Here is a 13635-nt window from a genome sequence, read left to right on the forward strand (position 1 = left end):
ACGTTTCGACGCTAGTGCGGGATGCTGTGAGTTCTCTGAGCGGAAACACCTATTTAAGAGCCCCGGACTGGTCAGACCCCATAGAAACCGTCGGGGTCTAGTGCAGTCAGAGGCAGCCATTCCGCCGCAGCCGGCTGTCCCGGGCCGTCGAAATCGGCGGCATCGGCTTGCAGGTCCCGCAGCCGGACCGCCAGCGACGGCACCTCGTCTATACGCTGCACCAGGCAATATATGGCGGCCAGGTGGTGCACACACGGCCTGCGCCGACCCGTGCAGGGGCAGCTCGCCACGCAATCCTCTACTCCGCTGGCCACCGCCACGTCCTGGTCCTGCAGCCGGGCCACCAGCTCATCCGGGAACTCCCCTGAACCGATGCGCCGATCCTGGGCTCCAGCCTGCTCGAGCGCCGCGCGCACCCTCCCGGCTTGCGCGGCGGTCCAGGTGGGCACGGTGATCACGACCGAGAACTCCCTCCCCTTGGCGAGGACCTTGCCCTGGATGCGGCCGGCGAGTACCTCCGCGAGCCCGACCGCCCCGTTGCGGGCAAGTGACCGGGCCTGCGGCAGCGCTGGATTCGGGGCGCCGACGGAAACCGACTCGATGGTGCGCAGCCACGCCCGGCCCCACGCCGTGACGCCGAATTCCGCAGTCATCAGAACACTCCACTCTGATCGAGCTCCAGCAGCTCCCGCAGCTGTGCGTCGGACATCGCCGCCAGCGCGGACTCCGGGCCGGTCGAGCCGGGGTCCACGGTGATCGAGTCGGCCACCGCCCGCTTCGACTCGTGCATCGCGGCAATGTGGTCCTCGATAGTGCCGCCGGTGACGAGGGTGTGCACATTTACCTGCAGATGCTGGCCGATCCGGTGCGCGCGGTCGGTGGCCTGATCCTCCACAGCGGGATTCCACCACCGGTCGAAGTGCACCACGTGGCTAGCTCGCGTGAGGTTCAACCCGAATCCCGCGGCTCGCAGACTCAAGATCAACACCGGCGGCCCGTCCGGGCGGGTCTGGAACTCATCAACCAACTCGTCCCGACTCGCAGCGCTGAGACCGCCGTGCAAGAACGGGATCGCGCCCGCCCCCAGCTCCGCGGTCAGATGCTTCGACAGCAGCTCCCCCATCGCACGGTACTGCGTGAACACCAGTGCTCGATCTCCCTCGTCGACAATCTCCGCGAGCATCTCGCTTGCGCGGTCGAACTTGCCGGAGCGCCCCATCAATTCGGTGCCGCCGGCGCCGAATTGCACCGGGTGGTTGCAGATCTGCTTGAGCGCCGTCAGCAGAGCCAGGACGTTGCCGTGGCGAGCGATGCCCCTGCCCAGCCCCGAGTCGAAGGCGTTCGCCACCGCCGCGCGGTAGAGCCGGGACTGCTCGGCCGTCAGCGTGCACGCGATGGTGGCATACTGCTTGGCTGGCAGATCCGTTGCCACCTTGGACTTGGTGCGCCGCAACACATATGGCTCGATGATGTCGGTCAGCCGCGCGGCAGCGGTGCCCGAGCGACCGGTCTCGATGGGGCGCGCGAAACGTTGCCGGAAACGGGCGCGCGTGCCGAGGACCGACGGGTTGACGACGTGGAAGATCGACCACAACTCGTCCAGACGGTTCTCCACCGGCGTGCCGGTCATCGCCACCTTCAGCTCCGCGGATAGGCCGGCGGCGGCCTTGGCTGCCAGCGAAGACGGATTCTTGATCTGCTGGGCCTCATCGAGGATCACGGTGGACCACGGCATCGCCGCGAACTCCACCGCGTCGCTCCGCAACACGCTGTAGCTGGTGAGCACCGCCGACCCCGGCACCGCGGTCGCGAGCGGCCCGCGGCCCACGCCGTGGTGCACTTGGACGGGCAGACTCGGGGCGAACCGCGCGAGCTCTCGCCGCCAGTTGCCGAGCACCGACGTCGGGCAAACCACCAGATGCGGCGGCCCGTCCACTCGGGTGGCCAACAGCGAGATCGCCTGCAGCGTCTTGCCGAGTCCCATCTCGTCGGCCAAGATGCCACCGCCGTGGCCGGCCAGCGCCCGCAGCCAGGCCACCCCCTGTACCTGGTAAGGCCGCAGCGAGGCCTGGATCTCGGCGACCGCGAGATCTCGACTGGTGGCGGCCATCGACAGGAATTGCTGGACTGTGGAGTCGGCTGAGGCTATCGCCCCCTCCGCATCGTTGAGCGAGGCGTGTGCGGCCGTGGGCATCTCAGACTTCTCGCCCCGCGCCACCGCCTGCCAGGCCCGCACCGATGCCCCCACCCGGTCGCCGGAGGCATCGATGCCCGCCAGCGCGCTCAGCACCTCGGTGAGCGCGGCCACTCGGACGCCCACCGTCCGCGGCGCCACCACTGCCCCGCCCGCTTCGGCCGTGGGAACCGCCAGTCGGCACGTCGACGCGGTGCCCGCGGGCAGCCCCAACACGGACAGCGCTGCCTCGAGGTCGTCCGCGCCCCACCACACGAGCGTCGCCAGCGCCGGGACGAACGTGGCCTGCAGGCGGCTCTCGGGCGCGAGTGTCGGGTCCATGACCGCTGACAGTAGGCCCGCACCCACCCCGACGGCCAATGGAAACCCTCAGATCAGGTGTGGTTTTTCTGACATTGACGCAGCCTCGCGGCACCTGTCTCTTATCCCGGTCCCCGTCCGCCACAAGCGGTGTAGCTAGCCGACCCAGACCGAGTCGAGCAGCATGATGTTGTCCGCGCTGCGCTTGACCTCATGGACGTCGTTGTCCCACGCGAGGAAGACCGAGGCCGGCCCCCACAGCGAGTAGGGCACAGTCTCGTTGGCCCGCAACTGCACGGCGCTGATCGCTTCCTTCTTGGCCTCGTCCGTTGTCGCCGTCTGGACCGCGACGAGCAGCTCGTCCATCTGCGGGTCCTTGGAGCCCACCGAGTTGTTGTTGGAGTCGCTGCCAAAGCCGGCGTACAGACGCAGATAAGGCGCCTCATCCATGAAGGCATAGGAGGACCGCGTGATATCGAAATCATGCTCCACATACAGCTTGCGGACCAGGTCGGTGACACTGCTGACGTAGTCGATGGTCACGTCGAAGCCGATCGAGTTGAGCGAGGCCTGGGTCGCCAGGGCCGCCGCCTCTGCGCTGGGCTCGCTCATCGCCAGGTAAGTGAGCTTGCCGTTATAGCCGTCGGCCTTCGCCTCGTTCAGCAGCGTTGTGGCCTTGGCCGGGTCATACTGCAGGCCCTCGGTCCCGTTGTTCCATCGCGAGGTCTCGGGGACGATCGCGCTGCTCGCGATGCCCAGTCCATTATTCGCACGCGCGTTGATCGCCTCGGGGTCAATGCCGTAGGCAACCGCCTGACGCACCCGCAGGTCTGCTCCGGGACGGCCCTCGCGGTTGTTGACCGCGCCGATCGAGCCCAGCCCCTGAACATCAAGGAAGCCTGACAAGCCGGCATCCTGCGCGGCCTTGATCACGTCCTCATCACGCATGATGTAGGCCATGTTCAGCTGGCCGCTATTGAGCGACTCCAGCGAGGCCGTCGCACCCGCGGTGGGGACGAAACGTAGCTTGCCCAGGTGGGGCGTGCCGCCGTAGTAGTCCGCGCGCGGGGAGAGCGTGATCTCCTCGTTGGGCGCGAACTTCTCCAGCGTGAACGGGCCCGCGCCGATCGGGGCGAATGCGCCGTTGGCATCGGACCCCTGCCCGACGATCATGCCTGGCCCCATCGACAGCAGCACGGGGAAGTCATCCCACGAACGTTGCAGGGTGAACTCCACGGTGGACGCGTCCGGCGTCGCGATGCTCTCGACTACGCCGGACCAGGCCTGCGCTACGTCCGCCTGCGCCGCGACGAAGCGGTCGATGCTCCATTTGACCGCGGCCGAGTCGAGCACGGTGCCGTCACTGAAGGTCACACCGTCGCGGAGCTTGACCGTGTAGGACGAGAAGTCCTCGTTGGAGGTGATCGACTCCGCGAGCTGCGGAACGAACTCACCGGCCACAGAGTCGCTACGGATCAGCGTGTCGTAGATCGCCGCCATCTCGGTGCCGCCGGTCGAGCCGGTGGCCTGAGTCTTCGTGGGGTCCAGCGCGTTGGGGAAGGAGTAGGACCCGAAGGTCAGGGTGCCACCGTCGACCGCGTCGCCGGCTTCCTGCACATTGATGAACCCGACGCTCCCGTTCGCGGATCCCGTGGCCGCACTGTCATCAGAGTCCCCGCCTGAGCCGCAGGCACCCAGCAGCAGCGCGCCAGCCACACCGAGCACTAGCATTCGCGCGCTGGGCCCAGTCATCAAATTGTTCAATCTAGTTCCACCTCACCGATTTCCTCACCGGACGGCGAGGCCTCTGCAGTAACTCCGCGAACGGTAGGCCGAACCGAACCTGCCTGGCGCCGAAGTCCCATTGGCTCGAAGGCCGGGATCTCGACTCGGGCCCGGGCGGGACAGGTTCCACTCAAGGACCAGATCGGCAGGCCGGAGTAGATCGAGGCTGGTGGCTCGCGCCCATCAGCGCCCAGAAGGTGCGTAACCAGGGATCTACCAGCCGGGTGGCAACTGGGTGAAGTCCGCCTTGCGCCCCTCCGCGAAGGCCGCCAGCGCCTCTGCGTTCGCCGGCCCGCCCATCAGCTCCCGGAATGCCTCGTTCTCCCGCTCCCGGGCCGCGTCGATCTCCGCCCGCCGCGGAGCCGTCATTGTCCGCTTCACCGCAACCAGGCTCGAGATCGGCTTCGCCGCAAGCACTTCCGCATACCGATGGGCGTCCGCCACCAACGTGTCCGGCTCGCAGACCCGCCACACCAGGCCCATCTCCTTTGCCTGCGCAGCGTCGATCCACTCCGAGCTCATCAGCACCCACGCGGCGTTCTGCCTACCGATCAGCGCGGGCAGCAGCACGCTGGACGCAGCCTCCGGCGCCACACCCAGATCGGTGAACGGGCACTTGATCCTCGCCGTGCTGGACATGAAAGCGAGGTCCGCGAAGCCCAGAATGGTCGCGCCGATCCCCAAACCGATCCCGTTGACCGCGCAGATCAGTGGCTTCGGGAACTCCACCAGCACATCCAGGAGCCCGCGGAAGCCGTGTTTTCCCCGCTGAAAGTCCGGATCACTGGTGATCAGGGCCATCTCCCGCAGGTCGGTGCCGGCGCTGAATGCCCGCCCGTTTCCGGTCAGCAGGACCACCGCTACCGCGGGGTCCGCCGCGGCGTCGAGCAGCGCGTCCGCGAGCGCGTCGTAGAGCGCCTCGTTGAAGGAGTTCAGAGCCTCGGGGCGGTCGAGCGTGAGGGTTCGGACACGGTTGCTATCCACGATGATCAGGCTCATCACCGCATACTAGAACGTGTTACCCCATGCACGTCGACACGGGCCCGGCCGACCATCGCGGCCCCCTCGACGTTCCAGTCAATGGGAATTTCCCCCTCCCCGACTTTTGACGATGGAGGATCCAGCCCACAACGGCCGGCCGGAAACCGGATATGCGAGGACGTCCACAGGAGGATCACATGATCAAGGCCATTGCGCTGCTCACCCGCCGGGCAGGCCTGACCCGGGCCGAGTTCATCGACTACTACGAGAACTCCCACGCACCACTCATTCGCCGCCTACTGCCGCAGATCCGTGAGTATCGCCGCAACTTCGTCGATCTCGAGGGCGCCCTCCGCGCTCCCGGGGTGCCGGACCCGACCTTCGACGTCATCACCGAACTCTGGTTCGACGATCGCGCAGGCTATGCCGCCATGCTCGCCACCCACGGACAGCCGGAGATCCGCGCGCAGATCGAGGCCGACGAGGCGCGCTTCCTCGACCGCGGCAAGACCATCCAGTTCCTCGTCGACGAGGCCGGCTAGCCAGAGTCCACTAGCTGTCGGCTCGCCGCAGCACAGCCTCCGCGTGCCGGAGCACCGGTGAGTCGACCATCATCCCGTCGAGGGCGAACACCCCGCGCTCGGTCTCCGCCGCGGTGAGGATCCGACGGGCCTGGGCGATCTGCTCGCCGGTGGGCCGGTAGGACTCGCGGACCACCGCAACCTGGCTGGGGTGGATGCAGACGGTGCCGCCGAAGCCGACCGCGACCGCGTCCAACGCCTCCGCGCGATGCCCATCCAGGTCCCGGATGTCCAGGTGCACTGAGTCCAGTGCCAGCCGGCCAAAGCTCGCGGCAGCCAGCAGCACGGTGGAGCGGACATGCCGCGCGACGTCCCGGTAGGCGCCGTCGGCCCTGCGGCTGGAGCTGCCGCCGATGGCGGCGACCAAGTCCTCGGCGCCCCACATCATGGCGACCGTATTCTCTGCTGCCGCAATCTCGGCGGCGAACACCGCCCCGCGCGGAGTCTCGATCAAGGCCAGCACGTCGTAGCTCCCGAGCGCCGCCACCTGCGCGGCGGACTCCGTCTTCGACAGCATCACCCGGGTGTAGTCGGTGCCGCGCAGCGCCTCGAGGTCGAGCGCGTAGTCGGCGGTGCTGGCGGCGTTGACGCGCACGAAGGTGGTCGCCGGGTCCAGCGGGGTGTCCCGCAGGGCCTGGCGGGCGGCTGGCTTGTCCGCGGGTGCGACGCCGTCCTCGAGGTCGAGGATGACGACATCGGCGGCTGCGGCTGCCTTGCCGAAGCGCTCGGGCCGGTCGGCGGGACAGAACAGCCAGGCGGGGCCCCACGCCGCCGTCACTTCGGGGCCTTCTGCATGAGTGTCGAGCGAACGGCGCGGACGACGATGTCGCCATGCTGGTTTCGCCCGATGTGCTCGAGCGTGACGATGCCCTGGGTCGGCCGGGACTTCGACTCCCGCGTCTCGAGCACGATGGTCTCCCCATAGAGGGTGTCGCCGTGGTACATCGGGTTCGGGAACGAGATCTCGCTGAAGCCGAGGTTCGCCACGATCGTGCCCTGCGAGAGCTGCGCCACGGACTGCCCGACAACGGTGGACAGGGTCAGCATGGAGTTCATCAACCGTTCGCCGAACTGCTGGTCCGCCGACCACGCCGCATCCAGGTGCAGCGACTGCGTGTTCATCGTCAGTGTCGTGAACAGCACGTTGTCGGCCTCGGTGAGGGTGCGCCCGGGGCTGTGCTTATAGACGACGTCGGTCTCGAACTCCTCGAACCAGAGTCCGCGCTGGGTGATCTCGCGCCGTTCGCTGTGGGATCGCTCGGCGGGCGTATCGATACTCATGCGAACCCCAATTCTCGTGCGATGAGCATCAGCTGCACCTCGGTGGTGCCCTCGCCGATCTCCAGGATTTTGCTGTCCCGGTAGTGCCGGGCCACGGGGTACTCGTTCATGAACCCGTAACCGCCGTGGATCTGGGTGGCGTCGCGGGCGTTGTCCATCGCCGCCTCGGAGGAGATCATCTTCGCGATGGACGCCTCCTTCTTGAAGGGCTTGCCCGCCAGCATCTTCGCGGCCGCGTCGTAGTAGGCGGTGCGGGCCACGTGGGCGCGCGCCTCCATGCGGGCGATCTTGAAGTTGACGGCCTGGTACTCGCCGATCGCGCGGCCGAAGGACTGGCGTTCCTTGGCGTACTTCACGGACTCGTCGACGCAGCCCTGCGCGACGCCCGTCGCGAGCGCGGCGATCGCGACGCGGCCCTCGTCGAGGATCGAGAGGAAGTTGGCATAGCCGCGGCCCCGGGTGCCGAGCAGATTCTCCTCGGGCACCCGCGCGTCGACGTAGCTGAGCGGGTGGGTGTCGGAGGCGTTCCAGCCGACCTTGTTATAGGCCGGCTCGGCGGTGAAGCCGGGGGTGTCGTTGGGCACGATAATCGTCGAGATCTCCTTGCGCCCGCCTTCTTTCGCCCCAGTGACCGCGGTGACCGTGACGAAAGACGTGATGTCAGTGCCGGAGTTGGTGATGAACTGCTTGCCGCCGTTGACCACCCACTGCCCATCCACGAGCTTGGCAGTGGTCTTGGTGGCCCCGGCGTCCGAGCCCGCGCCCGGCTCCGTCAGGCCGAAGCCCGCGAGCCGGCGCCCGGCGGCGAGGTCCGGCAGCCAGCGCTCCTTCTGCTCGTGGCTGCCGAAGCGGAAGATCGGCATCGCGCCGAGCCCCACGCCCGCCTCCAAGGTGATGGCCACTGACTGGTCGACCTTGCCGAGCTGCTCGAGCGCGAGGGCCAGGGCGAAGTAGTCGCCGCCCATGCCGCCGTACTCCTCGGGGAACGGCAGGCCGAACAGGCCCATCTCCCCCATCTGCGCGACGATCTCATACGGGAACGTGTGGTCCCGATCGTGCTGGGCGGAAACCGGGGCAACCACTTGCTGCGCGAAATCGGCGACAGTGTCGCTCAGGGACTGGTACTCCTCGGGCAGCTCTGCTGCCGCCATACTCGCAGTCACGACTGCGCCTCCTTCTCGTCTGTTTTTAGAATGTCGGTGTCGGGCTCGTCGTCGGGGACGACGCGGGCCAGCAGCTGATCAACCTTCACCTGATCGCCCTGGCGCACCGAGATCTCCACGGTGCCCGCGACGGGCGCGGTGAGGCTGTGCTCCATCTTCATGGCCTCGACCATCACCACGCGGTCGCCGGCCTCGACGCGATCTCCGTTCCCAACGACCACCTCGATCACGCTGCCGGGCATCGGACTGAGGATGTCCGCGCTGGCCACGGCGCCCTCGCGGCGGATCTTGACCTCCTCGGCCTCTGCGATGCGCCAGGTGCCGCGCTCGTCGCCGAGCCAGAGGTCCAAGCCCTCCTCGGCCACCCGCAGCGTGCGCCGCAGCCCGTCGACGCTCACATGCAGCGCCTCCCCGGCCAGCTGCGCTCGGGCGGCCACCGGCTCGCCGTCGCCGACGCTGACCCGGGCCGCCGCGACATCGCCACCGGCGGGATCTCCCCACACCGCGACGGTCTCGGTCCGGAGCGGGGTCTGCATCCGGGTGCGCACGGGCGCGGGCACGCCGATCCGCCAGCCGGACACCGAGTCCCACGGGCTGGCGCCCCGGCTCCCCTGCAGTCGGAGTTGGCGGAGCAGTCCGGCCGCGGCCAGGACGTCGTCAGGAGCAGGCAGCGGCTCGAAGTCCTCGGCCCGCGTGTCCAGCAGCAGGGTGTCGAGGTCGCCAGCGCGCACCCGATCGTCGGCGAGCAGAAAACGCAGGAACTCGATGTTGGTCTGCACGCCGGGAATGGCGGTGTCCGCGAGCGCTCGGTCCAGCCTGGCCAGCGCGTCATCGCGGGTGGGCCCGTGCGCGATGACCTTGGCCAGCATCGGGTCGTAGTCACTGCCGACAACGGTGCCCACGCGCAGCGAGGAGTCCACCCGCACGCCGGGGCCGACGGGCTCCGTCAGGGCGAGGACCTGCCCGCCGGTGGGCAAGAAGCCGCGGGCGGGGTCCTCGGCGTACACCCGCGCCTCGATGGCATGCCCGGTCATGGTGATGTGCTCTTGCCAGAAGCCCAGGGGCTCCCCCATGCCAACGCGAAGCTGCCACTCGACGAGGTCGATGCCGGTGACCATCTCGGTCACGGGGTGCTCCACCTGCAGGCGGGTGTTCATCTCCATGAAGAAGAACTCGTCGGGTTTGTCGGCCGAGACGATGAACTCCACCGTGCCCGCGCCCACGTAGTCGACGCTGCGGGCGGTGGCGACGGCGGCGGCGCCAATCTGCGTGCGGGTCTGCTCATCCAGCAGCGGTGAGGGCGCCTCCTCGATGACCTTCTGGTGGCGGCGCTGCAGGCTGCACTCGCGCTCGCCAAGATGCACCACGTTGCCGTGGGTGTCCGCGAGGATCTGCACCTCGATGTGCCGAGGGCGCAACACGAACCGCTCCAGGAACAGGGTGTCGTCGCCAAAGGAGGCGGCGGCCTCGCGGCGGGCCTGGGCAATGGACGACGCGAGGTGGGCGGAGTCTTCCACCAGATGCATGCCCTTGCCGCCGCCGCCGGCCGACGGCTTGATGAGCACCGGATAGCCGATATCGCCTGCGGCCGCGATCAACTCGGCGTCGGTCAGGCCCGGCTCGGCGATGCCCGGCACCACCGGCACGTCGAACGCGCCGACGGCCTTCTTGGCGGAGATTTTATCGCCCATAACCTCGATGGCGCGGGCGGAGGGCCCAAGAAAGACGATGCCGTTCTCGGCGCAGGCGCCGGAGAACTCTGCGTTCTCCGCCAGGAAGCCGTAGCCCGGGTGGATCGCCTGCGCGCCAGTCGCCTTGGCCGCGGCGATGACCTTCTCAATGGACAGGTAGCTATCCCGCGCGGGGGCGGGACCGAGCCGGACGGCGATGTCCGCCTCGGCGACGTGGCGGGCGTCCGCGTCGGCGTCGCTGTAGACGGCGACGGAGCGAATGCCCATCTCGCGCAGCGTGCGCATGACGCGGACCGCGATCTCGCCGCGGTTGGCGACGAGGACGGTGTGGAAGGTTCTCAGTGGACTCACAACTGTCTCCATCACATTCGGAAGATGCCATTGGAGACTGGCTCCAGGGGCGCATTGGCGCAGGCGGACAGGGCGAGGCCGAGCACGGTGCGGGTGTCGGCGGGGTCGATGATGCCGTCGTCCCAAAGCCTCGCCGTCGAATAGTAGGGATTGCCTTGGTGCTCATACTGTTCGCGCAGCGGGGCCTTGAACGTCTCCTCCTCGTCCGCGGACCACGGTGTGCCGGCCTTCTCAAGCTGCTCGGCGCGCACGGTGGCCAGCACCGAGGCGGCCTGCTCGCCGCCCATCACCGAGATGCGCGCGTTCGGCCACATGAACAGGAACCGCGGCGAGTAGGCGCGCCCGCACATGGAGTAGTTGCCGGCGCCGTAGGACCCGCCGATCACCACCGTCAGCTTCGGCACCCGCGCGCAGGCCACGGCCGTGACCATCTTCGCGCCATGCTTGGCGATGCCGCTGGCCTCGTAGTCGCGGCCGACCATGAACCCGGAGATGTTCTGCAGGAATAGCAGTGGGATGGAGCGCTTATCGCACAGCTCGATGAAGTGCGCGCCCTTCATAGCGCTCTCGCCGAACAGGACGCCGTTGTTGGCGATGATTCCCACGGGGTGGCCCTGAATGCGGGCGAAGCCCGTGACGAGGGTCTTGCCGTACTCGGCCTTGAACTCCTGGAACGCCTTGCCGTCCGCGGTGGCGGGGCCGTCGACGATCCGCGCGATCACCTCGCGCACGTCATAGGGCACCTTGGAGTCCGGCGGCACCACCTCGTAGACGGAGCTCGGGTCCAGTTCCGGCGCAATCGCCGCCGCGACCTCCCACGGGGCCGGGCTGCGCGGGCCGAAGGTCGCGGCGATGCGGCGCACGATCGTCAACGCGTCCTCGTCGTCCTCGGCCAGGTGGTCGGTGACGCCGGAGGTCTTCGAGTGCAGGTCGCCGCCCCCGAGCTCCTCCGCAGTGACGACCTCGCCCGTGGCGGCCTTCACCAGGGGCGGGCCGCCCAGGAAAATTGTGCCCTGGTTGCGCACGATGACAGCCTCGTCACTCATCGCCGGGACGTACGCGCCGCCCGCGGTGCAGGAGCCCATCACGGACGCGATCTGCGGAATTCCCTTGGCGCTCATCGTCGCCTGGTTGAAGAAGATGCGGCCGAAGTGCTCGCGGTCCGGGAACACCTGGTCCTGCTCCGGCAGGAACGCGCCTCCGGAGTCCACCAGGTAGATGCACGGCAGATTGTTCTGCAGCGCTACCTCCTGCGCTCGGAGGTGCTTCTTGACCGACATCGGATAGTAGGTGCCGCCCTTGACGGTCGCGTCGTTGGCGACGATCACGCACTCGCGGCCGGACACGCGGCCGATGCCGGTGATCATCCCGGCGCCGGGGCTGCCATCGTCGTACATCCCGTTCGCGGCCAGTGGCGAGAGCTCCAGAAACGGGGTGCCGGGGTCCAGCAGCCGCTCGACGCGGTCCCGTGGTAGCAGCTTGCCGCGGGCGATATGGCGCGCCCGGGAGGACTCGCTGCCGCCGAGCGCGGTCTCCGCCAGGCGTTTGTTCAGCTCGTCGACAAGCTCTTGATGCTGCTCTGCATAAGTGTTCATTCATTGCCCTCGAGTTCGGCGATGGCCTGCTGGCGCATCTCCATCTTGCGGATTTTTCCGGTGACGGTCATCGGGAAATCGTCGACGACTCGCAGGTATTTCGGGATCTTGTAGCGGGCGAGCTTGCCCTCGCAGAACGCGCGCAGCGCCTCGATGGTCAGCGCCGGCGCGCCGGACCGCATCTTCACCCAGACCATCAGCTCCTCCCCATACTTGTGGTCGGGGACTCCGATCACCTGCGCGTCGGCGATGTCGGTGTGGGTGTAGAGGAACTCCTCGATCTCGCGCGGATAGATGTTCTCGCCGCCGCGAATGACCAGGTCCTTCATGCGGCCGGTGATGCGCAGGAAACCGTCGTCGTCCATGGTGGCGAGGTCGCCGGTGCGCATCCACTGCTCGGAATCGATTGCCTCCGAGGTCTTCTCGGGGTCCTCCCAGTAGCCCAGCATCACGGAGTAGCCGCGGGTGCAGAACTCGCCGGTCTCCCCGCGCGGTACGGTCTCGCCGGTCACGGGGTCGATGATCTTGACCTCAAGGTGCGGGCCGACGGGGCCCACCGTGTTCACTCGCTGGTCGAAGGTGTCGCCCGCGCGGGTCTGCGTGGACACCGGGGACGTTTCCGTCATGCCATAGCAGATGCCGACGTCGCCCATGTGCATTCGCTCGACGACCTGGCGCATCACCTCCGCTGGGCAGGGCGAGCCGGCCATGATCCCGGTGCGCAGGCTGGACAGGTCGTACCCCTCGAAGTTCGGCAGGCCCAGCTCCGCGATGAACATCGTCGGCACGCCGTAGAGGCTTGTGCAGCGCTCGTCCTGGACAGCCCGCAGCGTCGCGGCCGGGTCGAATCCGGGGGCGGGGATCACCATCGCGGCACCGTGGGTGATGGCTGCGAGGTTGCCCATCACCATGCCGAAGCAGTGGTAGAACGGCACGGGGATGCAGATCCGGTCCTCGTGCGTGTACTCCATCAGCGTGCCGACAAAGTACCCGTTGTTGAGGATGTTGCGGTGGGTCAGCGTCGCGCCCTTGGGCGATCCGGTGGTGCCGGATGTGTATTGGATGTTGATGGGGTCGTGCCGGTCCAGGGTCTGCTCGATGGCGGCCAGCGCGGCCTCGTCGATCTCGGCGTCCGCCAGCTCGTCCCAGCGCGGCGAGCCCATGAAGACGATGTCGGTGACGCTCGCGCAGCGCGGGGCGACGGCGGCGAGCATTCCGGCGTAGTCGGCGTCCCGGTGCTCCACGGCTGAGATCACTTGCCGGATACCGGACTTGTTCAGCGCGTACTCGAGCTCGTACTCGCGGTAGGCCGGGTTGATGTTGACGAGGATCGCGCCGATCTCGGCCGTCGCGAACTGCGTGATCGTCCACTCCCAGCGGTTCGGGGCCCACACGCCGACACGGTCGCCCTTGCCAATTCCCGCGCGGAGTAGTCCCGTGGCCAACTTGCGCACATCCCGGTGGAGCTCCACGTAGGTCCAGCGGCGCCCGGCCGCGCAGTCGACTAGCGCCTCCCGGTCCGGGAATCGCGCGACCGTCGAGGCCAGAGCCGCGCTGATCGTGCTCTCGAGGAGCGCGGGCTCGGCCACGCCCTTCGAGTAGGAGAGTTCTCGGTCTGCCATCGCTGCGACACCGCCCGTCGGAAGATTTCAGTTAACGCTTGATAACTGAAATTAAGGTTAGCACCGAGATCGGCCTGTGTCCACAGTCACA

At 67.9% G+C, this 13635-nt stretch carries 11 protein-coding genes; 1 reads left to right on the forward strand and 10 read right to left on the reverse strand.

Going from position 1 to position 13635, the window contains the following annotated elements:
• Window positions 1-71: 71 nt before the first annotated feature.
• The 4 genes from TBIF_RS08445 to TBIF_RS08460 form a co-directional block, all read right to left on the reverse strand.
• Window positions 72-653, reverse strand: a complete 582-nt coding sequence (locus tag TBIF_RS08445; protein WP_024794391.1) for a hypothetical protein — start codon at window positions 651-653, stop codon at window positions 72-74.
• Window positions 653-2515 (reverse strand): DEAD/DEAH box helicase, encoded by a 1863-nt coding sequence (locus tag TBIF_RS08450; protein ID WP_084611626.1) that lies wholly within the window; start codon window positions 2513-2515, stop codon window positions 653-655. Before TBIF_RS08450 ends, TBIF_RS08445 begins: the two co-directional genes overlap by 1 nt.
• Window positions 2516-2650: 135 nt before the next feature.
• Entirely contained in the window at window positions 2651-4246 is a 1596-nt protein-coding gene (locus TBIF_RS08455; RefSeq protein ID WP_038170449.1) for an ABC transporter substrate-binding protein, read from the reverse strand.
• A gap of 246 nt (window positions 4247-4492) precedes the next feature.
• On the reverse strand, window positions 4493-5278 hold the full coding sequence (locus TBIF_RS08460; protein ID WP_024794394.1) for an enoyl-CoA hydratase/isomerase family protein: 786 nt from the start codon (window positions 5276-5278) through the stop codon (window positions 4493-4495).
• Window positions 5279-5457: 179 nt separating this feature from the next.
• On the opposite strand from TBIF_RS08460, the gene TBIF_RS08465 reads away from it, so the two are divergent.
• Window positions 5458-5802 carry an EthD domain-containing protein gene (locus TBIF_RS08465; RefSeq protein WP_024794395.1) on the forward strand — a complete coding sequence of 115 codons (345 nt, stop codon included), beginning with the start codon at window positions 5458-5460 and terminating at the stop codon, window positions 5800-5802.
• A gap of 10 nt (window positions 5803-5812) precedes the next feature.
• Here TBIF_RS08465 and TBIF_RS08470 read toward each other — a convergent pair whose 3' ends face one another.
• From TBIF_RS08470 to TBIF_RS08495, 6 genes are read right to left on the reverse strand one after another with little or no spacing between them, the layout of a single operon-like run.
• Window positions 5813-6619, reverse strand: a complete 807-nt coding sequence (locus TBIF_RS08470; protein ID WP_024794396.1) for an HpcH/HpaI aldolase/citrate lyase family protein — start codon at window positions 6617-6619, stop codon at window positions 5813-5815.
• Window positions 6616-7122: a MaoC family dehydratase gene (locus tag TBIF_RS08475; RefSeq protein ID WP_024794397.1), complete on the reverse strand. Its 507-nt coding sequence runs from the start codon at window positions 7120-7122 to the stop codon at window positions 6616-6618. The genes TBIF_RS08470 and TBIF_RS08475 overlap by 4 nt, the downstream gene beginning before the upstream one ends.
• The gene (locus TBIF_RS08480; RefSeq protein WP_038170450.1) at window positions 7119-8273 is read right to left on the reverse strand and encodes an acyl-CoA dehydrogenase family protein; all 1155 of its coding nucleotides are present in this window, start codon (window positions 8271-8273) and stop codon (window positions 7119-7121) included. The genes TBIF_RS08475 and TBIF_RS08480 overlap by 4 nt, the downstream gene beginning before the upstream one ends.
• A gap of 8 nt (window positions 8274-8281) precedes the next feature.
• Entirely contained in the window at window positions 8282-10339 is a 2058-nt protein-coding gene (locus TBIF_RS08485) for an acetyl-CoA carboxylase biotin carboxylase subunit (protein ID WP_038170451.1), read from the reverse strand.
• Window positions 10339-11922, reverse strand: a complete 1584-nt coding sequence (locus tag TBIF_RS08490) for a carboxyl transferase domain-containing protein (RefSeq protein WP_024794400.1) — start codon at window positions 11920-11922, stop codon at window positions 10339-10341. The genes TBIF_RS08485 and TBIF_RS08490 overlap by 1 nt, the downstream gene beginning before the upstream one ends.
• Window positions 11919-13544, reverse strand: a complete 1626-nt coding sequence (locus TBIF_RS08495) for an AMP-binding protein (RefSeq protein WP_024794401.1) — start codon at window positions 13542-13544, stop codon at window positions 11919-11921. Before TBIF_RS08495 ends, TBIF_RS08490 begins: the two co-directional genes overlap by 4 nt.
• Window positions 13545-13635: the final 91 nt, after the last annotated feature.

Source organism: Tomitella biformata AHU 1821 (genome assembly GCF_000524475.1).
GTDB lineage: Bacteria > Actinomycetota > Actinomycetes > Mycobacteriales > Mycobacteriaceae > Tomitella > Tomitella biformata.